Origin of the sequence: Citrobacter sp. XY323 (genome assembly GCF_025106035.1) — a bacterium.
Taxonomy (GTDB): Bacteria; Pseudomonadota; Gammaproteobacteria; order Enterobacterales; family Enterobacteriaceae; genus Citrobacter; species Citrobacter braakii.
Genome location: NZ_JANYUK010000014.1, coordinates 34,637 through 60,687, shown reverse-complemented (window position 1 = coordinate 60,687; position 26,051 = coordinate 34,637). Strand labels below are relative to the sequence as shown.

22 protein-coding genes are annotated in these 26,051 nt (G+C 55.4%); 17 read left to right on the top strand and 5 right to left on the bottom strand.

Annotated features, from left to right (window positions below):
* Positions 1–16 precede the first annotated feature (16 nt).
* Positions 17–1,144, bottom strand: a complete 1,128-nt coding sequence (gene dapE, locus N0B36_RS19175; protein WP_259688833.1) for a succinyl-diaminopimelate desuccinylase — start codon at positions 1,142–1,144, stop codon at positions 17–19.
* Between the two features lie 3 nt (positions 1,145–1,147).
* Positions 1,148–1,504, bottom strand: a complete 357-nt coding sequence (locus tag N0B36_RS19170) for an ArsC family reductase (protein ID WP_016153966.1) — start codon at positions 1,502–1,504, stop codon at positions 1,148–1,150.
* Positions 1,505–1,893: 389 nt separating this feature from the next.
* On the opposite strand from N0B36_RS19170, the gene ypfM reads away from it, so the two are divergent.
* Positions 1,894–1,953: a protein YpfM gene (ypfM, locus tag N0B36_RS19165; RefSeq protein ID WP_001386977.1), complete on the top strand. Its 60-nt coding sequence runs from the start codon at positions 1,894–1,896 to the stop codon at positions 1,951–1,953.
* A gap of 75 nt (positions 1,954–2,028) precedes the next feature.
* On the opposite strand, the gene acrD is transcribed toward ypfM, so the two are convergent.
* On the bottom strand, positions 2,029–5,142 hold the full coding sequence (gene acrD / locus N0B36_RS19160; protein ID WP_259688832.1) for a multidrug efflux RND transporter permease AcrD: 3,114 nt from the start codon (positions 5,140–5,142) through the stop codon (positions 2,029–2,031).
* 184 nt (positions 5,143–5,326) lie between these two features.
* Positions 5,327–7,024, bottom strand: coding sequence for a nitrate/nitrite two-component system sensor histidine kinase NarQ (gene narQ / locus N0B36_RS19155; protein WP_016157109.1), 1,698 nt, complete (start codon positions 7,022–7,024; stop codon positions 5,327–5,329).
* A 263-nt stretch (positions 7,025–7,287) separates the two neighbouring features.
* On the opposite strand from narQ, the gene aegA reads away from it, so the two are divergent.
* The 3 genes from aegA (at position 7,288) to N0B36_RS19140 (ending at position 11,167) form a co-directional block, all read left to right on the top strand.
* Complete coding sequence (aegA, locus tag N0B36_RS19150; protein WP_259688831.1) at positions 7,288–9,267, top strand: formate-dependent uric acid utilization protein AegA; 1,980 nt, start codon at positions 7,288–7,290, stop codon at positions 9,265–9,267.
* Between the two features lie 157 nt (positions 9,268–9,424).
* Positions 9,425–10,000, top strand: a complete 576-nt coding sequence (gene nudK, locus N0B36_RS19145; RefSeq protein ID WP_047501610.1) for a GDP-mannose pyrophosphatase NudK — start codon at positions 9,425–9,427, stop codon at positions 9,998–10,000.
* A 123-nt stretch (positions 10,001–10,123) separates the two neighbouring features.
* Positions 10,124–11,167, top strand: a complete 1,044-nt coding sequence (locus N0B36_RS19140) for a DUF1176 domain-containing protein (protein ID WP_016153961.1) — start codon at positions 10,124–10,126, stop codon at positions 11,165–11,167.
* On the opposite strand, the gene tkt is transcribed toward N0B36_RS19140, so the two are convergent.
* Positions 11,157–13,151, bottom strand: a complete 1,995-nt coding sequence (gene tkt / locus N0B36_RS19135; protein WP_259688830.1) for a transketolase — start codon at positions 13,149–13,151, stop codon at positions 11,157–11,159. The genes N0B36_RS19140 and tkt overlap by 11 nt on opposite strands.
* 280 nt (positions 13,152–13,431) lie before the next feature.
* Here tkt and maeB point away from each other — a divergent pair, with 280 nt between their 5' ends.
* The 13 genes from maeB to eutA all read left to right on the top strand — a co-directional run bounded on the left by maeB (position 13,432) and on the right by eutA (position 26,043).
* Positions 13,432–15,711 (top strand): NADP-dependent oxaloacetate-decarboxylating malate dehydrogenase, encoded by a 2,280-nt coding sequence (maeB, locus tag N0B36_RS19130; protein ID WP_016153959.1) that lies wholly within the window; start codon positions 13,432–13,434, stop codon positions 15,709–15,711.
* Between the two features lie 160 nt (positions 15,712–15,871).
* Entirely contained in the window at positions 15,872–16,207 is a 336-nt protein-coding gene (gene eutS, locus N0B36_RS19125) for an ethanolamine utilization microcompartment protein EutS (protein WP_003037995.1), read from the top strand.
* A 12-nt stretch (positions 16,208–16,219) separates the two neighbouring features.
* The gene (gene eutP, locus N0B36_RS19120) at positions 16,220–16,699 is read left to right on the top strand and encodes an ethanolamine utilization acetate kinase EutP (RefSeq protein WP_016153958.1); all 480 of its coding nucleotides are present in this window, start codon (positions 16,220–16,222) and stop codon (positions 16,697–16,699) included.
* Entirely contained in the window at positions 16,677–17,381 is a 705-nt protein-coding gene (gene eutQ / locus N0B36_RS19115) for an ethanolamine utilization acetate kinase EutQ (RefSeq protein ID WP_204566785.1), read from the top strand. The genes eutP and eutQ overlap by 23 nt, the downstream gene beginning before the upstream one ends.
* A gap of 9 nt (positions 17,382–17,390) precedes the next feature.
* Complete coding sequence (gene eutT / locus N0B36_RS19110) at positions 17,391–18,194, top strand: ethanolamine utilization cob(I)yrinic acid a,c-diamide adenosyltransferase EutT (protein WP_259688828.1); 804 nt, start codon at positions 17,391–17,393, stop codon at positions 18,192–18,194.
* Positions 18,191–19,207 (top strand): phosphate acetyltransferase, encoded by a 1,017-nt coding sequence (gene pta / locus N0B36_RS19105; RefSeq protein ID WP_016153955.1) that lies wholly within the window; start codon positions 18,191–18,193, stop codon positions 19,205–19,207. Before eutT ends, pta begins: the two co-directional genes overlap by 4 nt.
* Positions 19,208–19,243: 36 nt before the next feature.
* Positions 19,244–19,537 (top strand): ethanolamine utilization microcompartment protein EutM, encoded by a 294-nt coding sequence (gene eutM, locus N0B36_RS19100; protein ID WP_003835054.1) that lies wholly within the window; start codon positions 19,244–19,246, stop codon positions 19,535–19,537.
* Between the two features lie 114 nt (positions 19,538–19,651).
* A complete protein-coding gene (gene eutN / locus N0B36_RS19095) occupies positions 19,652–19,939 on the top strand; it encodes an ethanolamine utilization microcompartment protein EutN (RefSeq protein WP_016153954.1) in 288 nt (95 codons plus the stop codon).
* A gap of 11 nt (positions 19,940–19,950) precedes the next feature.
* Entirely contained in the window at positions 19,951–21,354 is a 1,404-nt protein-coding gene (locus N0B36_RS19090) for an aldehyde dehydrogenase family protein (RefSeq protein ID WP_016153953.1), read from the top strand.
* A gap of 12 nt (positions 21,355–21,366) precedes the next feature.
* Complete coding sequence (gene eutJ / locus N0B36_RS19085; RefSeq protein ID WP_016153952.1) at positions 21,367–22,206, top strand: ethanolamine utilization protein EutJ; 840 nt, start codon at positions 21,367–21,369, stop codon at positions 22,204–22,206.
* Complete coding sequence (gene eutG, locus N0B36_RS19080; RefSeq protein ID WP_016153951.1) at positions 22,196–23,383, top strand: ethanolamine utilization ethanol dehydrogenase EutG; 1,188 nt, start codon at positions 22,196–22,198, stop codon at positions 23,381–23,383. Before eutJ ends, eutG begins: the two co-directional genes overlap by 11 nt.
* A 27-nt stretch (positions 23,384–23,410) precedes the next feature.
* On the top strand, positions 23,411–24,643 hold the full coding sequence (gene eutH / locus N0B36_RS19075) for an ethanolamine utilization protein EutH (RefSeq protein WP_047501618.1): 1,233 nt from the start codon (positions 23,411–23,413) through the stop codon (positions 24,641–24,643).
* On the top strand, positions 24,640–26,043 hold the full coding sequence (gene eutA, locus N0B36_RS19070) for an ethanolamine ammonia-lyase reactivating factor EutA (protein ID WP_259688827.1): 1,404 nt from the start codon (positions 24,640–24,642) through the stop codon (positions 26,041–26,043). Before eutH ends, eutA begins: the two co-directional genes overlap by 4 nt.
* Positions 26,044–26,051 lie beyond the last annotated feature (8 nt).

The window sequence follows — 26,051 nt, the reverse complement described above, 5'->3', positions numbered from 1 at the left end:
CTTACAGGAACACTCATCAGGCGACGAGTTGCTCCATGATACGTTGATACATACGGGCAAGCAGCTGCAGGTCGGCGGCATTAACACATTCATTAATTTTATGAATGGTCGCGTTGACCGGCCCCAGTTCTACTACCTGTGCCCCCATGCGGGCAATAAAACGCCCGTCGGACGTCCCGCCTGTAGTCAGTAACTGCGGTTTAATCTCATTATAGTGCTCAATGGCGTTCACCACCGCATCCACCAGTTTACCGCGTGCGGTCAGGAACGGCTGACCGGAAAGCCACCAGTCGACGGTATAACGCAACTGATGTTTCTCCAGCAGCTCCAGCACCCGGGACTTAATCATTTCATCGTTTAATTCGGTGCTGAAACGGAAGTTGAACTGGATAAACAGTTCGCCGGGAATAACATTGTTGCTGCCGGTTCCTGCCTGAATATTGGCAATCTGCATGCTGGTCGCCGGGAAGAATTCGTTGCCCTGATCCCACTCAATCGCCACCAGTTCATTGAGCATTGGCGCCGCGCGGTGTACCGGGTTATCGGCCAGATGCGGGTAGGCTACGTGGCCCTGCACGCCGTGAATGGTCAGATTGCAGGTCAGTGAACCACGACGCCCATTTTTCACCACGTCGCCAACGATTTCCGTGCTGGACGGCTCGCCAACCAGACAATAATCCAGTCGTTCATTGCGCGCCATAAGTGCTTCAACCACTTTTACGGTGCCGTTTTGGGCGCTGGCCTCTTCGTCAGAGGTTATCAAAAACGCCAGACGACCCTGATGGTTCGGATGCTGGGCGACAAAACGTTCTGCGGCCACGACCATTGCCGCCAGTGAGCCTTTCATATCGGCTGCGCCACGCCCGAACAACATGCCATCGCGAATAGTCGGTTCGAACGGTGGATTAATCCAACGATCGACATCGCCGACAGGCACTACGTCAGTGTGACCGGCAAATGCCAGAGTCTCACCTTTGCCGCGCCATGCCCAAAAATTCTGTGTGTCACCAAAATCCATATGCTCAACGGTAAAACCTACCGCGCGCAGGCGTTCAATCATTAACGCCTGGCACCCGGCATCATCCGGGCTCAGGGAAGGACGGCGAATAAGCTGCTGTGTCAGCTCAATAACCGGGCACGACATAGACTATACCTCATTAAAAAACTGCGTATAACTGGATTCACTAAAGCCAAGCAGCATAGGCTTACCCGGCGCGCAGAGCAATGGGCGTTTGATAATTGCAGGCATTTCAATCATCAATGCAGCAGCAGAGGACGCATCGGTGATTTGGTTACGTGTGGCTTCATCCAGTTTGCGCCAGGTGGTTCCACGTGTATTGAGCAGCGCCTCCCAACCTAATTCGCTGATAAAGGCGTGTAATAACGCGTTGTCCAGGCCGTCGACGCGATAATCATGGAAGCGGTAGTCGACCCCATTGTCTTCCAGCCAGCGTCTGGCTTTTTTAATCGTATCGCAATTCTTAATGCCGTAGAGGGTGATCATTTGAATCCTTATTGACGTAATTTGAATATTTATTCTTGTGTTCTATAAACATGAATAATACATATTGTCATCGAACCGTTATAGAAAAATATAACATTGTTGTTGAATGGTGAATAATGATTCCTGAAAGTTCCAAAATTCACGGGAAACTGAAAATCAGAATTTGCCTGTTTGCATCAGCCTGTTTTTCCATCAGAATTGCCAAAGTCGTAGATGATGTATGAATATTTCAAAATATTGCAGTAAGTCACATAAAATTTATGAGGTTAGCGCATAGTGATTACATATACCCCCGAACACTGGAGGATGTAATCGCAACCATTGGTTAAATGATCTTCTTTTTATGATGATGATTTCGTAGAATGCCCATAATAATAAGAGAGGTTGTTATGATTGAACGTGAACTGGGGAACTGGAAAGACTTTATCGAAGTGATGCTTCGTAAATAATTTTCTGGAAGAAATTCATATCCTGCAAAGGATAATAAAAGGCGACTCAACGTAAGTCGCCTTTTTTGTGTCCGATTATTCTGGGCGTGGCTTCAACGGGAAACGTCTGCGTACCAGCACAAAGAACAGAGGAACGAAGTAAATCGCCAGGATAGTGGCTGAAATCATCCCGCCCATTACGCCAGTCCCCACCGCATGCTGACCGCCGGAACCTGCGCCACTGCTGATGGTCATCGGCAACACCCCAAAGATAAACGCCAGTGACGTCATCAGAATTGGGCGTAAGCGTTGGCGACAGGCATGCAGCGTGGCGTCGAGCAAGTCGTGACCTTTCTCGTTCATCTCATTGGCGAATTCAACAATCAATATTGCGTTCTTCGCCGAAAGCCCGATAACGGTGAGTAACCCGACCTGAAAGTACACGTCGTTTTCCAGACCGCGCATCCAGGTAGCGAGCAGCGCGCCAATGACCCCCAGCGGTACAACCAGCATGACGGAGAAGGGAACCGACCAGCTTTCGTACAGGGCCGCCAGACACAGGAACACCACCAGCAAAGAAATGGCGTACAGGGCTGGCGCCTGAGAGCCCGACAGCCGTTCCTGGTAAGACATCGCGGTCCATTCGAGGCCGAATCCGGTCGGCAACTGGTGGACCAGCGATTCCATAATGTCCATCGCCGTACCGGTACTGACGCCTGGGGCGGCTTCGCCAACAATCTCGACGGCGGAGTAGCCGTTATAGCGTTCCAGACGCGGTGAACCCGTTTCCCAGCGCGACGTGGCAAAGGCCGAGAAAGGCACCATGCCGCCGCTATTATTGCGGACGTACCACAGATTGATGTCGTCCGGGAGCATGCGATATTTTGCCGCCGCCTGCACGTAAACCTTCTTCACACGACCCCGGTCCATAAAGTCATTGACGTAGCTGGAGCCCCAGGCCGTTTGCAAGGTGTCGTTGATGTCATCAATGGAAACGCCCAGCGCCTGGGCTTTGCGCTGATCGATATCAATTTGCAACTGCGGGCTGTCGTCCAGACCATTATGACGAACACGGGTCAGAGACGCGTCTTTCCCGGCCAGCTCAATCAGCTTGTCGCGCGCGGCCATTAACGCATCATGGCCCGCACCGGCGTGATCTTGCAGCTCCATATCGAAACCGGCAGAGCTCCCGAGACCGCTAATCGCCGGAGGGCTGCTGGCGAAGACGCGGGCTTCCTTAATCTTATTAAAGGCTTTGGTCGCGCGCTCGATGATGGCGAAAGAGGTTCCGGTGGTGGTGTCGCGATCATCCCAGTCTTTTAAGCGGACAAACATCCGCGCCACGTTTTGACCGTTCCCACCAGGGCCGGAACCGACCGTGGAAAAGACCGACGTAATGTTGTCTTTCTCATGGGTGAAGTAATACTTCTCCACTTCCTCAACTACTTTCAATGTTTGCTGCTGGGTCGAGCCGCTGGGCAACTGTATCGAGGTGGTAAACATGCCGCGGTCTTCGAGCGGCAGGAAGGAGGTTGGCAGGCGCAGGAACAGGAAAACCATACCGCCGAGCAGCAGGCCGTAAATCAGTATCCAGCGCAGGCTGCGGTGCAGGATCCTGGCGACGCCTTTTTCGTAGCGTTCGGCGTTGCGGTTAAACATCCGGTTAAACCAGCCAAAGAAACCGGTTTGCCCGTGATGCTCGCCTTTATGTAACGGTTTGAGCAGAGTGGCGCACAGGGCAGGGGTGAGGATCATCGCCACCAGAACTGAAAGAACCATTGCGGAGACGATGGTAATCGAGAACTGGCGGTAGATAGCCCCGGTAGTGCCGCCGAAGAAGGCCATCGGGATAAACACCGCCGACAGCACCATGGCGATACCGACCAGCGCGCCCTGGATTTGCCCCATCGATTTCCGCGTCGCTTCCCGCGGTGTGAGGCCTTCCTCACTCATAATACGCTCGACGTTTTCCACCACCACAATGGCATCATCGACCAGCAAGCCGATCGCCAGCACCATCGCAAACATCGTCAGGGTGTTAACGCTGTAGCCAAAGGCGTAGAGCACGGAAAAAGTACCCATCAGGACGACGGGAACGGCGATTGTAGGAATCAGCGTGGCGCGGAAGTTTTGCAGGAACAGGTACATGACAAGGAATACCAGCGCGATCGCTTCCAGCAGTGTTTTCACCACGTCGATGATTGAGGCTTTGACAAAGGAGGTAGTTTCATACGCCACCTTGTATTCCAGCCCGTGCGGAAAATACTGTGAGAGCTCGTTCAGGCGGTCGATAACCAGCTCCGCCGTTGCCATTTCATTGGCGCCGGAGGCCAGTTTTACCCCCAGACCGGAAGCCGGGTGGCCGTTGAAGCGGCTGAGATAGTCATACTTTTCCGCACCCATTTCGACCATCGCCACATCACCCAGTTTAACTTCTGAGCCGTCCTGATTGACGCGTAGCGTAATCGCGCGAAATTCATCCGGAGTCTGTAGCAGCGACTGGGCGTTGATCGTCGCATTCAGCGCTTGTTTGTCCACCGAAGGCGTGCCGCCAAGTTGCCCGACGGCAATCTGCGCATTTTGTGACTCGATAGCATCGGTCACATCTTTGGCGGTCATCTGGAAGCTGTTAAGTTTGACCGGGTCGAGCCAGATACGCATGGAATATTGTGAACCGTAGGCGTCAATATCGCCCACGCCGTTTATACGACTGAGCGGATCCTGGATATTACTGGCGACGTAGTCGGCGATGTCCTGCTTATCCATTGAGCCATCGGTGGAGACGAAGGCGATGGTCAGAATATTGGTGTCACCGGTCTTGCGCACCGTGACCCCTTGATTCTGTACCGCCTGCGGCAGCTTACGCATTGCCGATTGCAGCTGGTTTTGCACCTGCTGGACGGCTTCATCAGGATCGGTTCCCGCGAGGAAGCTCAGCGTAACCGACGCCTGGCCTGTCCCGCTGCTCTGCGACGACATGTACATCAGATTATCGAGACCAGTCATGTTCTGCTCGATAACCTGGGTGACGGTATTTTCCAGGGTTTGTGCGGACGCGCCAGGGTAGTTCGCGGTTACCCGCACGTTTGGCGGTGCCAGATCGGGGTATTGCTCAACGGGCAGCGAAAAAATAGCCAGGGCTCCTGTCAGGCACAACAGGATTGCTAACACCCAGGCAAAAATGGGGCGATCGATGAAAAAATTCGCCATTAAAAGGGGACCTCGTGTTTCTGCGTATCGTTATGGGTGTGAATTGCTTCACTTTAGCGGCAAGGTACGGGGCAAACGTGGAGAAAAAAAGAAGATAATGTAAATTATCATGCCCGTTTACAGCTTACCTTTCGTGCCAACGCCGTCAGGCCTGGATCGAGAACCGACGGCGCTTTGCGGTTCTTTACGTTAGCTCACCGTCGGATTCTGCCGAACGAAAACTGATACTCACCAGCGTTCCCCCTCCGGAGGGTTGAGAGAAAGTCAGCGTGCCGCTCAGCCTTTCCGCCCGCTCGCGCATAATATTTAACCCATAGTGCCCCGAAGGCTCATGCGGCTCGCCAATGCCGATACCGTTATCGCGAATATAAACCGTGTGATTACCATCCGGCGCGGTCACGCAACTGACGGCAATTTCGGTTGCGCTGGCATGTTTAATCGCGTTCAGCACCGCTTCACGGACGATCTGCAGCAGATGCACCTGCATTTGCGCGTCCAGCGCCAGGGTCGGTAACCGGCAATCAAGCGTCAGTTTAGCCGAGGTCTGATTTTGCAGCGTTTCCAACATTTCATGCAGGGCGGAGGGGAGATCGGCCTGCTGTAAAGTCAGGCGGAAGGTGGTGAGCAGTTCGCGTAGCTGGCGGTAGGCATCGTTCAGCGCCTGAGAGAAATCCGCCATAATGCTTTGCGCCGGGGCGTTATCTTCGGGAATCGAACGCTTCAGCAGCGTGAGCTGAATGCGTAAATAAGAGAGCACTTGCGCCAGCGAGTCGTGCAGCTCGCGCGCAATCGTCGCCCGTTCCTCCATTAACAACAGCTGCTGAAAATGTTTTTGCGCCTGGTTGAAGTACAACCCGCGACCGAGCATCGAGGAGACGCTGTTAAGCAACGGGGTAGAAGCATTGACGTTCGGGCTTTGCCAGTGCAGTTCACCGTAGACGGTTTCCTGCATGGTGACCGGCAGGATCTGCATCGGCAGCTCGGGGCTTTTTGCGCCTTCGCTAATTCGCCAGTTATCTCCGACGGTGAGTTCCAGGAAATAGGCGGCGTCATGCTCGCGGACGATCTGTAAAATATGGCGGAAGCAGTACACATCAATCTGACTGGTATTTAACGCCTGAGAGCACTGATACAACACTTCCAGACGACGATTAGCTTCGTGGAGATCGTGGGTCTTCTCAGCGACAGACGCTTCTAGTGAGCGGTACAGCTTGTGTAATTCACTCGACATCTGGCTGAAGGTCTTGCCCAACAACCCGAGTTCGTTGGGCAAATCAGTATCCAGCGACGGGATGTCAAACTGACCGTGTTCAATGTGCTGGCTGGCCACCACCAGCTTATTCAGCGGACGCACCACCTGCTGGCGAATACGCCGTAAGGTAAAGAAAACGAGGGTGAAAATGCCGATCCCGCCCGCCAGTGAAATACCAAAAACCAGCATCACTTTGCGTTCAGCATAATGTTGCAGCGCCAGCACGAAGAGATCGATTTGATCGACATAGTTATTGATATTGCTCTGGTACCAATTTAAATCGCCATCGATCAGACGGGCGTTCATTTCCAGCCAGTTTGCATGTAGACGTCCATAGCGACTTTTTACCGCTTGAGGCACGTACCACGCGTTCAGGTTCTGTAGTGCTGGCGAATTTAGCGCCTGCTGGAAAAGCTGGCGGTGAGCGTTAAGCTGCGGACTTTGGCTTTGCAGATCGTAACCCAGACGGTAACTTTGCATGCGCAATGAGCCAGCCACGTTGATGGCTTCGGCATCTCGTAAGCTGCTGGTCAGCGTGAGCAGAGCAATACCCGTTGAGAGAATCGACAACAGCACTATGTAGAAAAAAGCTTTAGCCAGACTGGCCGAGACCGGACGCTTTACCGTCACTTGTGCATCCTCACACAATACACGTCGCGCTTTAAAACAGCCCGAACGATGCGGTGTATTTGATAAATGTTAATAAAACGCCATGAAACTGGATGGTAACTGAAACACAATTTCATATGCGATGAAATAAATTGATCTGCCACAGGTTCTGGATAAATAGTTGTGCTTCCTGGGCAAATGAACATTGCCGCTTCCTTCCGTGTCGGTTAATAACAACACTCATATAAAGAATAAGGTTTTTGCAACCAAAAAAGAAGGAAGCCATGAATCGTTTTATTATGGTTAATAGCCAGCAGTGCCTGGGATGCCATGCCTGTGAGGTCGCCTGCGTCATGGCTCACAATGGCGAGCAGCATGTCCTGAGTCAACGGCATTTCCAGCCCCGAATTACCGTCATCAAGCATCAGCAGCAGCGCAGTGCGGTAACCTGCCATCACTGTGAAGATGCGCCCTGCGCCAGAAGTTGCCCGAACGGGGCAATCAGCCATGATAACGACAGCGTTCAGGTGAACCCGAAAAAGTGTATTGGCTGTAAATCGTGCGTCGTTGCTTGTCCTTTCGGCACGATGCAGATCGTACTCACTCCTGTCGCTAAAGGGAAGGTGAAAGCCACTGCGCACAAATGCGATTTGTGTCAGGGACGCGAACAGGGACCCGCCTGCGTAGAGAACTGTCCGACACAAGCGTTACAACTGGTGACGGAAAATTCGCTTACTGGTCTGTCAAAAGCGCGCAGGCTACGCACCGCCAGTCTGGAAAGCCAGCCCTGGCATGCCAACGCCACCGATTTCGTTTCGCATACAATTACCAAACGTGAGCAAATACAGGCGACGCCTGCGCGTGGTGAGCCGGATAAGCTGGCAATTGAGGCCCGTAAAACCAGCTTTGAGGAGATCTATCTGCCGTTTCGTACGGCGCAGGCGGAACGGGAAGCGTCCCGCTGCCTGAAATGCGGCGACCACAGTATTTGCGAATGGACCTGCCCATTGCATAACCATATTCCGCAGTGGATTGAACTGGTCAAAGCCGGGAATATCGACGCGGCGGTTGAGCTTTCTCACCAGACCAACTGCCTGCCGGAAGTGACCGGGCGCGTATGTCCGCAGGACCGACTTTGCGAAGGGGCATGTACGGTGCGTAGCGAGCATGGGGCGGTCACTATCGGAAATATTGAGCGTTACATCTCTGATCGGGCCCTGAGCAAAGGATGGCGACCGGACTTAAGCCACGTGCAGAAAGTGGACAAGCGCGTTGCTATCATCGGCGCGGGTCCGGCGGGTCTGGCCTGCGCGGATGTGCTGGCGCGCAGCGGAGTCAGCGCCACCGTATACGATCGCCACCCTGAAATCGGCGGTTTGCTGACGTTCGGCATTCCGGCCTTCAAGCTGGACAAATCGCTGCTGGCCCGCCGCCGTGAAATCTTCAGCGCCATGGGTATTCATTTCGAACTTAACTGTGAAGTGGGTAAGGATGTGGCGCTGTCGGCGCTGCTGGAGGATTACGATGCCGTGTTCGTGGGCGTAGGAACCTATCGTTCCATGAAGGCGGATCTGCCGAATGAAGACGCGCCTGGCGTTTATGACGCGTTACCGTTCCTGATTGCCAACACCAAGCAGGTGATGGGGCTGGATGAACTGCCTGAAGAGCCGTTCATCGATACCGCCGGACTGAACGTGGTTGTACTGGGCGGAGGCGATACGGCAATGGACTGCGTGCGTACCGCGCTGCGTCATGGCGCACGCCAGGTGACCTGCGCTTATCGTCGTGATGAAGCCAACATGCCCGGTTCGAAAAAAGAGGTGAAGAACGCCCGGGAAGAGGGGGCGAACTTCGAGTTTAACGTCCAGCCGGTTGAGCTGGTGTTGCATGATGATGGCCGAGTCAGCGGCGTGCGTTTTTTACGTACCCAGCTTGGCGAGCCGGACGCGCAGGGGCGTCGTCGCCCGGTTCCCCTCGCCGGGAGTGAGTTTGTCATGCCCGCAGATGCGGTGATCATGGCGTTTGGTTTTCACCCACATGGCATGCCGTGGCTGGAGACGCATGGGGTTAAGGTCGATAACTGGGGGCGCATTGCCGCCAATGTTGAAAGCGCATACCGTTATCAAACCAGTAACCCGAAAATCTTCGCCGGTGGCGACGCGGTACGCGGTGCGGATCTGGTGGTTACGGCGATGGCGGAAGGACGGCATGCCGCCCAGGGGATCGTCGACTGGCTGGGCATAAAATCAGTCAAATCTCACTAAGTCGCTAAGAAGGCCGGATAAGGCGCGTTAGCGTTGCTATCCGGCTCTGTGCCGCATAATTGCCTGATGGTGCTTCGCTTATCAGGCCGACATTGCACCAAGACAAACCCGGTTTCACGGCGTAGTATTATTTCTCACTTCTTGCTGTGGAGCCGGTATGTCGCAAAAAATTACCCTCATCAAAGATAAAGTCCTTTCCGATAACTACTTCATCCTGCGCAATATCACCTATGACCTGACCCGTAGCAATGGAGAGGTGATTCGTCACAAACGCGAGGTTTACGATCGCGGCAACGGCGCCACTATCCTGCTGTATAACCCGGAGAAGAAAACGGTGGTGCTCATCCGCCAGTTTCGCGTCGCCACCTGGGTCAATGGTAATGAAAACGGTCAACTGATTGAAACCTGCGCCGGGCTGCTGGATAACGACGAACCGGAAGCGTGCATTCGGAAAGAGGCCATTGAAGAGACCGGCTTTGAAGTGGGGGAAGTGCGTAAGCTGTTTGAGCTCTATATGTCGCCGGGCGGCGTGACGGAGATAATTCATTTCTTTATTGCACAATACAGCGACAGCCAGCGGGCAAATGCGGGCGGAGGGGTGGAAGATGAAGATATTGAGGTTCTGGAGCTGCCGTTCACCCAGGCGCTGGAAATGATTAAAACGGGTGAAATCCGTGACGGTAAGACGGTGCTATTGCTGAACTATTTGCAGTCGTCGCATCTCATGGACTAATGCGCGGGATTTATATTTCTTTACAAATTTTCGGCCAATCCGACGATTCTTATTGAGCCACATCAGTCGCGCAAGGAAGATACCGCTTAGGCTGTGTGTTTTGACTTCGGGGTTGTACCGTCCATGCGCTATCGCGTTATTTTACTTTTCCTGCTCGGGTTGTTACCCGTCCGTTTGCTGTGGGCCGCGCCCGCGCAACAGACGTTTTCTGACTGGCAGGTGACGTGCAATAACCAAAACTTTTGCGTGGCGCGCAATACCGGAGAACATCACGGCCTGGTCATGACCTTGAGCCGCAGTGCCGGGGCACATACCGACGCCGTGTTGCGTATTGAACTGGGTGGGCTGGAATCGCCTACAGCCAAAGAGAGCGATATTGCGCCACGTCTGCTACTGGATGGCGCGCCGCTCCCGCTTCGCGGCGAACACTGGCGTATTACCCCCTGGCAGCTGATGACCGATGATCCGGCCACCATCAGCGCATTTTTAACAACCGTACAGGACGCGAAGGCGATAACCCTGCAAAAAGGGGCGCAAAACCTGTCCCTGGTCGGGCTAAAAGCCGCGCTGCTTTTTATCGACGCCCAGCAAAAACGGGTCGGCAGCGAAACCGCATGGATCGAAAAAGGCGACGAGCCTCCGCTCAGCGTTCCTCCCGCTCCCGCTTTAAAAGGCGTGGCTGTGATTAACCCAACGCCAACGCCTCTCACGCAACAAGAGCGCAGTGAATTGCTGGATTACGGTAACTGGCGGATCAACGGTATTCGCTGTTCGATCGATCCGCTGCGTCGCGAGATGCGCGTCACGGCCTTAACGGATGATAAAGCGCTGCTGATGATCGGCTGTGAAGCCGGGGCATATAACACCATCGATCTGGCGTGGGTGGTTTCACGTACTACCCCGTTGACGTCACGGGCGGTACGGCTAAGCCTGCCTTTTAAAACGGATGCGGAAAGCCGCGATATGGAGCTGACCAACGCCACGTTTGATGAGAAGTCGCGCGAGCTGGTAACCCTCGCTAAAGGACGAGGGTTGGCAGATTGCGGTATCCAGACTCGCTGGCGCTACGACGGTCAGCGTTTTCGTCTGGTGCGCTATGCCCAAGAGCCAAGCTGCGATAACTGGCATGGGCCAGATGCCTGGCCCACGCTGTGGATCACACGTTAAGCACCTTATGCGCTTTGTCGACAATGTTATCCACCGTAAAGCCGAAGAACGGGAACAGCTTGTCTGCCGGAGCCGACTCCCCATAACCCGTCATACCGACAATCGCCCCTTTCAGCCCAACATATTTGTACCAGTAGTCGGCAATTCCTGCTTCTACCGCCACGCGCGCGCTGACGTTTGAGGGGAGGACCGATTCCCGATACGCTTCATCCTGGGCGTCGAAGATATCGGTTGAGGGCAGAGAAACCACCCGCACGTTACGACCTTCACCGGTCAGTTTTTCCGCCGCCAGCAGCGTGATTTCCATTTCTGAACCGGTAGCAATCAGGATAACATCCGGCTTACCGCCGCCATCCTTCAGCACATAGCCGCCGCGGGCAATCTGCTGCACTTGCTCAGGCGTCCGCTCAACCTGCGCCAGATTTTGCCGCGAGAGGATCAGCGCCGTTGGCCCGTCATGGCGTTCGACCGCCAGCTTCCAGCCTACCGCCGCTTCAACCTGATCGCAGGGTCGCCAGGTGCTGAAATTAGGCGTCAGACGCAGGCTGGCGAGCTGTTCGACGGCCTGGTGCGTGGGACCATCTTCCCCAAGGCCAATCGAGTCGTGGGTATAAACCATGATTTGTCGGGCTTTCATCAGCGCCGCCATGCGTGCGGCATTACGGGCATATTCGACAAACATCAGGAACGTTGCGGTGTACGGTACGAAGCCCCCGTGGTGAGCGATACCGTTGGCAATCGCGGTCATGCCAAATTCCCGCACGCCGTAGTGGATGTAGTTGCCTGCATGATCCTCTTTAAGAGAAGTGGAGCCTTTCCAGATGGTCAGGTTGCTGGGCGCCAGATCCGCCGAACCACCAAGCAGCTCAGGCAGTATCGGCCCGTAGGCGTTCAGGGTATTTTGCGAGGCCTTACGGGTGGCGATTTTGGCCGGATTGGCCTGCAGTTCGGTGATATATTTCTGCGTCGTTTCTTCCCACTCTTCCGGCAGTCCACCGCTCATCCTGCGGGTAAACTCTGCCGCCAGGTCCGGATGTGCATGTCGATAAGCGGCGAATTTCTCATTCCAGCTCTGTTGGGCTTTCTCGCCTTTTTCACGAGCGTCCCACGCCCGGTAAATCTCTTTGGGGATTTCAAAGGCAGGATGATGCCACCCCAACTTCTGCCGGGTCAGCGCCACTTCTTCTTCACCCAGCGCCGCGCCGTGCGCTTCCTCTTTCCCGGCTTTATTCGGTGAACCAAAACCAATCACCGTGCGGCAGATAATCAGCGACGGTTTATCGGTAACGGCCTGTGCTTCCTGAATCGCTTTTTTCACCGCCTCAGGGTCATGACCGTCAATCTCGTGCACCACATGCCAGTGATAGGCCTCAAAGCGTTTCGCGGTATCGTCGGTAAACCAGCCGTCGGTTTCGCCATCAATTGAGATGCCGTTGTGATCGTAAAAGCCGATGAGTTTGCCAAGTCCCAGGGTGCCCGCCAGCGAGCACACTTCGTGAGAAATGCCCTCCATCAGACAGCCGTCGCCCATAAAGACCCAGGTATAGTGATTAACAATCTCGTGGTCTGGCTGGTTAAACTGCGCCGCCAGCGTGCGTTCTGCAATCGCCATTCCGACAGCGTTGGCTAAACCCTGACCCAACGGTCCGGTGGTGGTTTCCACGCCCGGCGTATAGCCAATTTCCGGGTGTCCTGGCGTCTTCGAATGGAGCTGGCGGAAGTTCTTTAACTCTTCGAGCGGCAGGTTGTAGCCGGAAAGATGCAGCAGGCTGTAAAGCAGCATTGAGGCGTGGCCATTGGATAAAATAAACCGGTCACGATCGTACCAGGTGGGATCGGACGGGTTATGGCGCAGGAAATCGTTCCACAGTACTTCGGCGATATCGGCCATCCCCATTGGTGCTCCAGGGTGGCCAGAGTTAGCTTTTTGGACGGCATCCATACTTAGCGCACGAATGGCATTGGCAAGCTCTTTACGGGGCATAGGAAATACTCCTTGAAAAGTAAAGTGTTAGATGCGTGTTGTGATTCACACTTTTGAGATAATTGCGGGCGTTGTCAGCAAAAAGCATAGCAGACAAGCATGGTATTGCTGGCTTAAGCAGGTAACATAGATGTTATAAATTGATAACAAATTCTTTCTTTGAATGGTGAGAGTATGGGGACCTTCAAAGTTTGTGCCGTTGACTGAGGTGATAATGTGCGGCTCAGTAGAATGGTTACCCGCGCCACTTTTTTGATAGATACGTGAAAGGAACAACAAGATGGATGACCAGTTAAAACAAAGCGCCCTCGATTTCCACGAATTTCCGGTACCCGGTAAAATCCAGGTTTCTCCGACCAAGCCTCTGGCAACCCAACGCGACCTCGCGTTGGCCTACTCGCCGGGCGTGGCTGCACCGTGTCTTGAAATTGAAAAGGACCCGCTGGCAGCCTACAAATACACCGCACGCGGCAACCTGGTTGCGGTTATTTCCAACGGTACTGCGGTTCTGGGCCTGGGTAATATTGGCGCGCTGGCCGGTAAACCGGTGATGGAAGGTAAAGGCGTTCTGTTTAAGAAATTCGCCGGGATTGACGTGTTCGACATCGAAGTTGATGAACTCGATCCGGATAAATTTATCAACGTGGTAGCGGCGCTTGAACCAACGTTTGGCGGCATTAACCTCGAAGATATCAAAGCGCCGGAGTGCTTCTACATTGAGCAAAAACTCCGTGAGCGCATGAATATTCCGGTATTCCATGATGACCAGCACGGCACGGCAATCATCAGTACTGCCGCAATCCTTAACGGTCTGCGGGTGGTTGAGAAAAATATCTCTGATGTGCGCATGGTGGTGTCCGGCGCAGGTGCGGCGGCGATTGCCTGTATGAACCTGCTGGTGGCGCTGGGGATGCAGAAACACAACATTGTGGTCTGCGACTCCAAAGGGGTGATTTACAAAGATCGTGAACCAAACATGGCGGAAACCAAAGCGGCTTACGCAGTGGTGGATGACGGTAAGCGTACGTTGGATGATGTCATTGACGGCGCGGATATTTTCCTCGGTTGCTCTGGTCCGAAAGTGCTGACGCAGGAAATGGTTAAGAAGATGGCGCGTGCGCCAATGATCCTGGCCCTCGCCAACCCGGAACCGGAAATCCTGCCGCCGCTGGCGAAAGAGGTGCGTTCTGACGCCATCATTTGCACCGGCCGTTCCGACTACCCGAACCAGGTTAACAACGTCCTGTGCTTCCCATTCATCTTCCGCGGCGCGCTGGACGTCGGCGCTACTGCCATCAATGAAGAGATGAAACTGGCTGCGGTACACGCTATTGCTGAGCTGGCGCACGCCGAGCAGAGCGAAGTCGTGGCCTCCGCCTATGGCGACCAGGACCTGAGCTTCGGGCCGGAATACATTATTCCGAAACCGTTCGACCCGCGTCTGATCGTCAAAATCGCCCCTGCGGTGGCGAAGGCGGCGATGGATTCCGGTGTGGCAACGCGTCCGATTGCCGACTTTGATGCTTACATCGATAAGCTGACCGAATTCGTCTACAAAACCAACCTGTTCATGAAACCGATTTTCTCTCTGGCACGCAAAGCGCCGAAGCGCGTGGTGCTGACTGAAGGGGAAGAGGCGCGTGTACTGCATGCCACGCAGGAGCTGATCACTTTAGGTCTGGCGAAACCGATCCTGATCGGTCGTCCGAGCGTTATCGAAATGCGTATCCAGAAACTGGGTCTGCAGATCAAAGCGGGCGTCGATTTTGAGATCGTCAACAATGAATCCGATCCGCGCTTTAAAGAGTACTGGAGCGAGTACTACCAGATTATGAAACGTCGTGGTATTACCCAGGAGCAGGCGCAGCGTGCGGTAATTGCCAACACCACGGTGATCGGCGCGATCATGGTGCAGCGCGGCGAAGCGGATGCGATGATCTGCGGTACGATAGGCGACTACCATGAGCACTTCAGCGTGGTGAAAGAGGTGTTTGGTCATCGCGATGGCGTGCATACTGCCGGGGCGATGAACGCCTTGCTGCTGCCAAGCGGTAACACCTTTATCGCCGATACCTACGTTAACGACGATCCTACGCCGGAGCAACTGGCGGAAATCGCCGTGATGGCGGCAGAAACCGTGCGTCGCTTTGGTATCGAACCGAAGGTGGCGCTGCTGTCGCACTCCAACTTTGGTTCATCTAACTGTCCGTCGGCCAGCAAAATGCGCGAAGCGCTGGAGCTGATTAAGGCGCGTGCGCCAGAGTTGATGATTGATGGCGAAATGCACGGCGATGCTGCGCTGGTGGAAAGCATCCGTCATGACCGCATGCCGGACAGTCCGCTGAAAGGCTCAGCGAATATTCTGGTGATGCCGAATATGGAAGCTGCCCGTATTAGTTACAACTTACTACGCGTTTCCAGCTCTGAAGGCGTAACGGTCGGCCCGGTGCTGATGGGGGTTGCGAAACCGGTTCACGTATTAACGCCGATCGCTTCTGTTCGTCGTATCGTTAATATGGTGGCGCTGGCGGTCGTAGAAGCCCAAACTCAACCGCTGTAATTTCACTTTAATTTATTTCCGGCGCGGGTTTCTCCCGCGCCTTTTTATTTCCCCTTTCTTAGTGATCCACTTCACCTTTTAAACATGGTTGCCGAATTTTGTTATTTACTCTGACAAAAAATTGCCACGATGAGGGCAGTTTTAGCGGAGGTGGTGAGCAATGGAAAAAGAACGCATTATTCAGGAATTTGTGCCGGGGAAACAGGTTACGCTGGCGCATCTCATTGCGCACCCTGGTGAGGAACTGGCGAAAAAGATCGGCGTTCCCGAAGCGGGCGCTATCGGCATCATGACGCTGACGCCAGGCGAAACCGCGATGATTGCCGGTGACTTAGCTATGAAGGCGGCAGATGTACATATCGGCTTTCTCGATCGATTCAGCGGTGCGCTGGTCATCTACGGCTCGGTAGGCGCGGTAGAAGAAGCGTTATTACAGACGGTAAGCGGTCTGGGTCGGTTATTAAATTTCACTTTGTGCAACCTGACAAAAAGTTAATCAGAGGCGGCGATGAAACGTATTGCGTTTGTCGGTACGGTGGGGGCGGGGAAAACAACGCTCTTTAATGCGCTACAGGGAAATTATTCCCTCGCCAGAAAAACACAGGCCGTGGAGTTTAATGAAAATGGCGATATCGACACGCCAGGAGAATATTTTAGCCATCCGCGCTGGTATCACGCCTTAATTACCACGCTGCAGGATGTTGATACGTTGATTTATATACACGCGGCAAATGATAAAGAAAGTCGCTTACCTGCCGGGCTGTTGGATATCGGCGCCAGTAAACGACAAATCGCCGTTATCAGCAAAACGGACATGCCGGATGCCGACGTCGCCGCAACGCGACAACTACTTCGCGGGATAGGGTTCCAGGAGCCGATTTTCGAACTCAACAGCCATGACCCGCGCAGCGTGCAGCACCTGGTGGATTATCTGACTGAGCTCAGCCAAAAGGAGGAAAGGGCAGGTGAAAAAACTCATCACAGCTAACGATATTCGTGCGGCCCACGCACGCGGCGAACAGGAAATGTCGGTTGTTCTGCGCGCCAGCATCATCACCCCGGAGGCGCGCGAAGTTGCGGAGCTGCTGGGCGTCACCATCAGTGAATGCGATGAATCCGCGCCAACCGCTGCTGCTGCCGCACCGGTTGCGGTGGATGATGGCAAAACGGAAAGCCAGCGCATTCGCGAAACCATCATTGCGCAGTTACCGGAAGGGCAGTTTACCGAAAGCCTGGTCGCCCAACTGATGGACAAAGTCATGAAGGAGAAACAGTCGCTGGAGCAGGGCGGAATGCAGCCGAGCTTTAACTCGGTGACCGGCAAAGGCGGCGTCAAAGTCATCGACGGCAGCAGCGTGAAGTTTGGTCGTTTTGACGGCGCACAGCCGCACTGCGTGGGTTTAACCGATCTGGTGACCGACCAGGACGGTAGCAGCATGGCCGCCGGGTTCATGCAGTGGGATAACGCTTTTTTCCCATGGACGCTGAACTACGACGAAATCGACATGATTCTGGAAGGCGAGCTGCACGTTCGCCACGAAGGCGAAACCATGATTGCTAAAGCCGGGGACGTGATGTTTATTCCGAAAGGCTCCAGCATCGAATTTGGTACGCCATCGACGGTGAAATTTCTGTATGTGGCCTGGCCTGCGAACTGGCAGTCCTGCTAAGGCGGATGTATGAAGGATTTCATTACCGAAGCATGGCTCAGAGCGAATCATACGCTCAGCGAAGGGGCTGAAATTCATCTCCCCGCTGATGCTCGCCTGACGCCATCTGCCCGGGAATTACTGGAAAGCCGACATCTGCGCATTAAGTTTATCGACGAGCAGGGCAGCCTGTTTATTGATGACGAAGAACAGCAGCCGCAGCAGGTGCATGGTTTAACCAGCAGCGATACGCATCCACAGGCCAGTTGCGAACTGTGTCATCAACCGGTGGTGAAGAAAGCAGACACGCTGACGCATCTGACAGCGGACAAGATGGTCGCTAAAAGTGACCCGCGCCTGGGATTTCGCGCCGCGCTGGACAGCACCATCGCCCTGGCCGTGTGGTTGCAGATAGAGCTGGCGGAACCGTGGCAGCCGTGGCTGGCGGATATCCGTTCGCGTCTGGGCAACATTATGCGCGCCGACGCTATCGACGAGCCGCTGGCAGCACAAGCTATCGTCGGGTTAAGCGACGAAGATTTACACCGGCTTTCGCATCAGCCGCTGCGCTATCTGGACCACGACCATCTGGTGCCTGAAGCCAGTCATGGCCGTGATTGCGCGTTGCTTAATCTGCTGCGTACCAAAGTTCGTGAAACGGAGACGGTGGCGGCCCAGGTATTCATCACCCGTAGTTTTGACGTGATGCGACCGGACATCATGCAGGCGCTCAATCGCCTTTCCAGTACGGTCTACGTGATGATGATTCTGAGCGTAGCGAAGCATCCACTGACGGTTAGCCAAATTCAACAGCGACTGGGGGAGAAGCAATGATCATTGAACGTGCTCGTCAACTCGCCCAGCGCTCACCTGCACGGGTGGTGTTCCCGGATGCGCTGGATGTTCGGGTGTTGAAAGCGGCAAATTACCTGCATCAGCACGGTCTGGCACATCCTGTTCTCGTCGCCAGTCCGTTTGCGCTGCGCCAGTTTGCCCTCAGCCATCGGGTGGCGATGGATGGCATTCAGGTTATCGACCCGCAAAGCAACCAGTCCATGCGTGAAGAGTTTGCGCTGCGCTGGCTGGCCCGCGCGGGAGATAAAACGCCTGCAGATGCGCTGGAAAAACTCAACGATCCGCTGATGTTCGCCGCCGCCATGGTTAGCGCGGGTAAAGCTGACGTCTGTATTGCGGGCAATTTGTCGTCGACAGCAAACGTGCTGCGCGCTGGGTTACGCATTATTGGGTTACAGCCAGGCTGTAAAACGCTGTCGTCAATTTTCCTGATGCTGCCGCAGTACCTCGGGCCGGCATTAGGGTTTGCCGATTGCAGCGTCGTGCCGCAGCCCACAGCCGCACAGCTGGCGGATATTGCGATTGCCAGCGCGCAGACATGGCAGGCGATTACCGGTGAAGAACCGCGCGTGGCCATGCTGTCGTTTTCAAGTCAAGGCAGCGCTCGTCATCCCAACGTCGCTAACGTGCAGCAGGCTACGGAGATCGTTCGTGAGCGTGCCCCGCAGCTTACCGTGGATGGGGAACTGCAATTTGATGCCGCCTTTGTTCCGGATGTCGCCGCGCAAAAAGCGCCCGCCAGTCCGTTAAAGGGCAATGCCAATGTGATGGTCTTCCCATCGCTGGAGGCAGGCAATATTGGCTACAAAATCGCCCAGCGTCTGGGAGGGTATCGTGCCGTAGGTCCGTTGATCCAAGGGCTTGCCGCACCGCTTCATGACCTCTCTCGCGGCTGTAGCGTACAGGAAATTATCGAACTGGCGTTGGTGGCAGCAGTGCCGCGTCAGACTGACATGAGTCGTGAAAACGCCTCACACACACTGGTTGTTTAGGTCCCGTTCTGGACCCCTTAATGAGAGGAAAACACAATGGAAGCATTAGGAATGATTGAAACCCGGGGCCTGGTTGCACTGATTGAGGCTTCTGACGCAATGGTTAAAGCGGCACGCGTGAAACTGGTCGGCGTGAAGCAGATCGGCGGCGGTCTGGTTACTGCAATGGTCCGTGGCGACGTAGCGGCATGTAAAGCCGCAACGGATGCTGGTGCTGCTGCTGCACAGCGTATTGGTGAGCTGGTTTCCGTACACGTAATCCCGCGTCCGCATGGCGATCTGGAAGAAGTGTTCCCGATCAGCTTTAAAGGCGACAGCAACGACATGTAAGTCGTCCATGTGACGCCACAGACTTCATTGCTGGCGTCACCCTCTCTCCTTTTCACATTACCTTCTGCGGAGGGTAGGGGGAGGTTTTACCTGAAATATGCCACGGAGGCGCGTATGAAACTGGCAATCGTCACAGGACAAATTGTTTGTACCGTACGCCATCAGGGGCTCGCGCACGACAAGTTGCTGATGGTGGAAATGATTGATGCCTGCGGAAATCCCGACGGGCAATGTGCTGTTGCTATCGACAGCATTGGGGCGGGAACCGGAGAGTGGGTGCTGCTGGTCAGCGGAAGCTCAGCCCGTCAGGCGCACCGTAACGAATCATCACCTGTCGATCTGTGCGTGATTGGCATTGTTGATGAAGTGGTGGCAGGTGGTCAGGTGATCTTCCATAAATAAGGCAGAAAATCATGAATCAACAGGATATTGAACAGGTCGTGAAAGCGGTGCTGCTGAAAATGAAAGACAGCAGCCAACCCGTCAGTGCCGTTCAAGAAATGGGCGTTTTTGCCTCCCTGGATGACGCAGTGGCGGCAGCAAAACTGGCCCAGCAAGGGCTGAAAAGCGTTGCCATGCGCCAACTGGCTATCACGGCTCTACGTGAGGCGGGCGAAAAACATGCCCGAGAATTAGCGGAACTTGCCGTCACAGAAACCGGCATGGGACGCGTTGAAGATAAATTTGCCAAAAACGTGGCGCAGGCACGCGCCACGCCGGGCGTGGAATGCCTGTCTCCACAGGTTCTGACCGGTGATAACGGCCTGACGCTGATTGAAAACGCGCCGTGGGGCGTGGTGGCCTCGGTGACACCGTCCACCAACCCGGCTGCGACCGTTATTAACAACGCCATCAGCCTGATTGCGGCTGGCAACAGCGTGGTCTTCGCACCGCATCCGGCTGCCAAGGGCGTGTCTCAGCGCGCTATCACTCTGCTTAACCAGGCGGTAGTTGCAGCAGGCGGACCGGCAAACCTGCTGGTTACCGTGGCCAATCCAGATATCGAAACCGCCCAGCGTCTGTTTAAGTACCCAGGCATCGGCCTGCTGGTGGTGACCGGCGGTGAAGCCGTAGTGGACGCCGCGCGTAAGCACACCAACAAACGTCTGATTGCCGCCGGTGCGGGAAATCCGCCGGTGGTGGTTGATGAAACGGCTGATCTGGCACGCGCAGCCCAGTCGATCGTCAAAGGCGCTTCGTTTGACAACAACATTATCTGCGCCGACGAAAAAGTGCTGATCGTGGTCGATAGCGTCGCTGATGAGCTGATGCGTCTGATGGAAAGCCAGCATGCAGTCAAGCTGACCACGGCTCAGGCCGAACAGCTGCAACCGGTGCTGCTGAAAAATGTCGATGAACGCGGTAAAGGCACGGTCAGTCGTGACTGGGTAGGCCGCGACGCAGGAAAAATCGCTGCGGCGATTGGTCTGAACGTACCGGAGCAAACCCGGCTGTTGTTCGTCGAAACCTCTGCGACTCACCCGTTTGCCGTAACCGAACTGATGATGCCGGTTCTGCCGGTCGTGCGGGTCGCCAACGTCGATGAGGCCATTGAACTGGCGGTCAAGCTTGAAGGCGGCTGTCACCATACGGCGGCGATGCACTCACGCAATATCGACAACATGAACCGCATGGCAAACGCCATTGATACCAGCATTTTCGTTAAGAACGGACCGTGCATTGCCGGTCTTGGACTCGGCGGCGAAGGCTGGACCACGATGACCATTACCACGCCAACCGGGGAAGGGGTGACCAGCGCACGCACGTTTGTGCGTCTGCGTCGCTGTGTGTTGGTGGACGCCTTCAGAATTGTATAAGGAGTGAACGACATGGCGCACGACGAACAACGTTGGCTGACACCCAGATTGCTAAAAGCGGCAACGCTATGTAACCAGACGCCCGTAAAGAGCGATTCACCGCTGTGGCTGGGCGTGGATTTGGGGACGTGTGATGTGGTGTCGATGGTTGTCGACAGTGACGGACAGCCGGTTGCGGTTTGCCTGGACTGGGCCGACGTCGTGCGCGATGGCATCGTCTGGGATTTCTTCGGTGCGGTGACCATCGTTCGTCGCCATCTCGATACGCTCGAACAACAGTTGGGTTGCCGCTTTACCCACGCGGCAACCTCGTTTCCACCGGGAACTGACCCACGGATCTCGATCAACGTGCTGGAATCTGCCGGGCTTGAAGTCAGTCATGTGCTCGACGAACCGACCGCGGTGGCGGACCTGTTGCAGCTTGATAACGCTGGCGTGGTGGATATCGGTGGCGGTACCACCGGGATTGCGATTGTGAAGCGAGGCAAGGTGACTTACTCCGCCGATGAAGCGACCGGCGGGCACCACATTTCTCTGACGCTTGCCGGGAACCGTCGCATCCAGTTGGAAGAGGCGGAGCAGTACAAACGCAGCAACGGTAAAGAAATCTGGCCGGTGGTTAAGCCGGTCTACGAAAAAATGGCGGAAATTGTGGCTCACCATATTGCCGGACAGGGCGTGGCTGATTTATGGCTGGCCGGTGGTTCCTGTATGCAGCCGGGCGTTGATGAACTGTTTCGTAAGCGTTTCCCGGAACTGCAGGTGCATTTACCCCAGCACAGCCTGTTTATGACCCCGCTGGCGATTGCAAATAGCGGAAAAGAAAAAGCGGAAGGAATCTATGCAAGCTGAATTGCAGACCGCGCTCTTTCAGGCATTCGATACCCTGAATCTGCAACGCGTAAAAACGTTTAGCGTTCCACCGGTTACGTTGTGTGGACTGGGAGCGCTCAGTACCTGCGGACAGGAAGCACAAACGCGTGGCCTGACGCATATGTTCGTCATGGTCGACAGTTTCCTGCACCAGGCGGGGATGACCGCCGCACTGGAACGCAGCCTGGCGATGAAAGGCGTGGCGATGACGCTGTGGCCATGTCCGGTGGGCGAACCGTGCATTACGGACGTCTGCGCGGCGGTCGCGCAACTGCGTGAATCGAAGTGCGATGGCGTAGTGGCCTTTGGTGGCGGTTCCGTATTGGATGCCGCAAAAGCCGTGGCGTTGCTGGTGACCAATCCCACCCAGACGCTGGCAGACATGGACGAGAGCAGCGCGTTACGCCCGCGTCTGCCGCTGATTGCCGTACCGACTACAGCCGGAACGGGTTCAGAAACCACTAATGTCACGGTGATTATCGACGCTGCGACCGGGCTTAAAAAAGTGCTGGCCCATGCAACCCTGATGCCGGATGTGGCGATTCTTGACGCTGCGCTGACGGAAGGTGTGCCCGCACACGTAACGGCGATGACCGGGATCGATGCGCTGACGCACGCCGTTGAAGCGTATAGCGCTCTGAACGCGACGCCGTTTACCGACAGTCTGGCGATTGGCGCGATTGCGATGATAGGTAAATCGCTGCCGAAGGCCGTTGGCTATGGTCAGGATCTGGCGGCGCGAGAAAGCATGCTACTGGCTTCCTGTATGGCCGGGATGGCGTTTTCCAGCGCGGGGCTGGGCCTGTGTCACGCGATGGCGCACCAGCCGGGTGCGACGCTGCACATCCCACATGGACAGGCTAACGCCATGTTGCTGCCCACAGTAATGGGTTTCAACCGCATGGTGTGTCGTGAGCGTTTCAGCCATATCGGACGGGCGCTAACCAACAAGAAGTCGGACGATCGCGATGCCATCAACGCCGTCAGCGAGTTGATTAGCGAAGTGGGCCAGACCAAACGACTCTCTGACGTTGGGGCGAAGCCCGAGCATTACAGCGCATGGGCTCACGCCGCGCTGGAGGATATTTGTATTCGCAGTAACCCACGCACCGCCACGCAGGCCGACATTATCGCGTTGTATGCGGCGGCACAATAAATACACATATGACAGGGAGTGAAGGTTATGGGAATTAACGAAATCATCATGTACATCATGATGTTCTTTATGCTGATTGCCGCCGTGGACAGGATCCTGTCGCAGTTCGGCGGTTCGGCACGCTTCCTCGGTAAGTTCGGGAAGAGTATTGAGGGATCGGGCGGCCAGTTTGAAGAAGGTTTTATGGCGATGGGCGCGCTGGGTCTGGCGATGGTCGGTATGACCGCGCTGGCACCGGTACTGGCGCATGTGCTCGGGCCGGTGATTATTCCACTGTACGAAATGTTGGGTGCTAACCCGTCGATGTTTGCTGGAACGCTGCTGGCGTGCGATATGGGCGGCTTCTTCCTGGCGAAAGAACTGGCGGGCGGCGACGTTGCGGCGTGGCTGTACTCCGGCCTGATCCTCGGGGCGATGATGGGGCCGACGCTGGTCTTCTCTATTCCGGTTGCGCTGGGGATTATTGAGCCGTCCGACCGTCGTTATCTGGCGCTGGGCGTGCTGGCTGGGATCGTCACCATTCCGATTGGCTGTATTGCGGGTGGTTTGATCGCGATGTACTCCGGTGTCGAAATCAACGGGCAGCCGGTGGAGTTCACCTTCGCGCTGATCCTGATGAACATGATCCCGGTGCTGATCGTTGCCGTGCTGGTGGCGCTGGGACTGAAATTCATCCCGGAAAAAATGATCAACGGCTTCCAGATCTTCGCGAAATTCCTGGTGGCGCTGATCACCATCGGTCTGGCGGCAGCGGTGATCAAATTCCTGCTCGGCTGGGAACTGATTCCGGGTCTTGATCCTATCTTCATGGCACCAGGTGACAAGCCGGGTGAAGTGATGCGCGCCATCGAAGTTATCGGTTCTATCTCCTGCGTGCTGCTGGGTGCGTACCCAATGGTACTGCTGCTGACCCGCTGGTTTGAAAAGCCGCTGATGAGCGTCGGTAACCTGTTAAAAATCAATAATATTGCGGCTGCGGGCATGGTGGCGACGTTGGCGAACAACATCCCAATGTTCGGCATGATGAAGAATATGGATACCCGCGGCAAAGTGATCAACTGCGCTTTTGCGGTCTCCGCAGCCTTCGCTCTGGGTGACCACTTAGGTTTCGCCGCGGCCAACATGAACGCGATGATCTTCCCAATGATTGTCGGCAAGCTGATTGGCGGCGTGACGGCGATTGGTGTGGCTATGCTGTTGGTACCGAAAGACGAAGATATTCCGGCACCAGCAGAAACCAACCCGGAGGCGCAATCGTGAATACTCGCCAGCTACTCAGCGTCGGTATCGATATCGGCACCACCACCACTCAGGTGATCTTCTCACGCCTTGAGCTGGTCAACCGTGCGGCAGTGTCGCAGGTGCCGCGTTACGAATTCATCAAACGCGAAATTAGCTGGCAAAGCCCGGTGTTCTTTACCCCCGTTGATAAGCAGGGCGGGCTGAAAGAGGCCGAACTTAAGGCGCTGATCCTCGCCCAGTATCAGGAGGCGGGGATTGCGCCTGAGACCGTCGATTCCGGCGCGATCATCATTACCGGAGAAAGTGCCAAAACCCGCAACGCGCGACCAGCGGTGATGACGCTCTCTCAGTCGCTGGGGGACTTCGTGGTTGCCAGCGCCGGTCCGCATCTGGAATCAGTGATTGCCGGTCACGGCGCAGGGGCTCAAACCCTGTCAGAGCAGAAGTTGTGCCGCGTACTGAATATCGACATCGGTGGCGGGACGTCGAACTACGTCCTGTTCGATGCCGGAAAAGTCAGCGGTTCGGCCTGCCTGAACGTCGGCGGACGGCTGCTGGAAACGGACGGTCAGGGGCGGGTGGTGCATGCGCATCAGCCAGGACAGATGATTGTTGATGACGTATTTGGTCCAGGCACCGACGCCCGGACCCTCAATGCGGCGCAGCTTGTTCAGGTGGCCCGACGGATGGCGGCGCTGATCGTTGAGGTGATTGACGGCACGCTGTCACCGCTGGCGCAGGCGCTGATGCAAACCGGTCTGTTGCCGACGGGTGTGAAGCCGGAAGTGATTACGTTGTCCGGCGGGGTGGGCGAGTGCTACCGCAACCAGCCTGCCGATCCATTCTGTTTTTCCGATATTGGGCCGCTGTTAGCGACGGCGCTGCATGAACATCCGCGTCTGCGTGAGATGAACGTGCAGTTCCCGGCGCAAACCGTGCGCGCCACGGTGATTGGCGCCGGTGCGCATACGCTGTCGCTTTCGGGCAGCACCATCTGGCTGGAAGGTGTGGCGCTTCCGCTGCGCAATCTGCCGGTGGCGATTCCGGTTGATGAGGCTGATTTGGTGGCCGCCTGGCAACAAGCGCTGATGCAGCTCGATCTGGACCCGCAAACAGACGCTTACGTGCTGGCGCTGCCCGGTTCGCTGCCGGTGCGCTACGCCGCGCTGTTAACGGTTATTGATGCGCTACTGGCCTTTGTCGCGCGCCATCCGAATCCGCATCCCCTGCTGGTGGTAGCCGAGCAGGATTTTGGTAAAGCCCTGGGCATGCTGTTACGCCCACAGTTACAGCAACACCCGCTGGCAGTCATCGATGAGGTGGTTGTCCGGGCGGGGGACTATATCGACATTGGTACGCCTCTTTTTGGCGGATCGGTTGTGCCGGTGACGGTGAAATCACTCGCATTTCCTTCCTGAGGGAACGA

What these genes read in the sequence shown, in the direction of transcription:
- dapE (WP_259688833.1), bottom strand. Translation starts at nt 1,144, where the DNA reads ATGTCGTGCCCGGTTATTGAGCTGACACAGCAGCTTATTCGCCGTCCT.
- N0B36_RS19170 (WP_016153966.1), bottom strand. Translation starts at nt 1,504, where the DNA reads ATGATCACCCTCTACGGCATTAAGAATTGCGATACGATTAAAAAAGCC.
- acrD (WP_259688832.1), bottom strand. Translation starts at nt 5,142, where the DNA reads ATGGCGAATTTTTTCATCGATCGCCCCATTTTTGCCTGGGTGTTAGCA.
- aegA (WP_259688831.1), top strand. Translation starts at nt 7,288, where the DNA reads ATGAATCGTTTTATTATGGTTAATAGCCAGCAGTGCCTGGGATGCCAT.
- nudK (WP_047501610.1), top strand. Translation starts at nt 9,425, where the DNA reads ATGTCGCAAAAAATTACCCTCATCAAAGATAAAGTCCTTTCCGATAAC.
- N0B36_RS19140 (WP_016153961.1), top strand. Translation starts at nt 10,124, where the DNA reads ATGCGCTATCGCGTTATTTTACTTTTCCTGCTCGGGTTGTTACCCGTC.
- tkt (WP_259688830.1), bottom strand. Translation starts at nt 13,151, where the DNA reads ATGCCCCGTAAAGAGCTTGCCAATGCCATTCGTGCGCTAAGTATGGAT.
- maeB (WP_016153959.1), top strand. Translation starts at nt 13,432, where the DNA reads ATGGATGACCAGTTAAAACAAAGCGCCCTCGATTTCCACGAATTTCCG.
- eutS (WP_003037995.1), top strand. Translation starts at nt 15,872, where the DNA reads ATGGAAAAAGAACGCATTATTCAGGAATTTGTGCCGGGGAAACAGGTT.
- eutP (WP_016153958.1), top strand. Translation starts at nt 16,220, where the DNA reads ATGAAACGTATTGCGTTTGTCGGTACGGTGGGGGCGGGGAAAACAACG.
- eutT (WP_259688828.1), top strand. Translation starts at nt 17,391, where the DNA reads ATGAAGGATTTCATTACCGAAGCATGGCTCAGAGCGAATCATACGCTC.
- pta (WP_016153955.1), top strand. Translation starts at nt 18,191, where the DNA reads ATGATCATTGAACGTGCTCGTCAACTCGCCCAGCGCTCACCTGCACGG.
- eutM (WP_003835054.1), top strand. Translation starts at nt 19,244, where the DNA reads ATGGAAGCATTAGGAATGATTGAAACCCGGGGCCTGGTTGCACTGATT.
- eutN (WP_016153954.1), top strand. Translation starts at nt 19,652, where the DNA reads ATGAAACTGGCAATCGTCACAGGACAAATTGTTTGTACCGTACGCCAT.
- N0B36_RS19090 (WP_016153953.1), top strand. Translation starts at nt 19,951, where the DNA reads ATGAATCAACAGGATATTGAACAGGTCGTGAAAGCGGTGCTGCTGAAA.
- eutJ (WP_016153952.1), top strand. Translation starts at nt 21,367, where the DNA reads ATGGCGCACGACGAACAACGTTGGCTGACACCCAGATTGCTAAAAGCG.
- eutG (WP_016153951.1), top strand. Translation starts at nt 22,196, where the DNA reads ATGCAAGCTGAATTGCAGACCGCGCTCTTTCAGGCATTCGATACCCTG.
- eutH (WP_047501618.1), top strand. Translation starts at nt 23,411, where the DNA reads ATGGGAATTAACGAAATCATCATGTACATCATGATGTTCTTTATGCTG.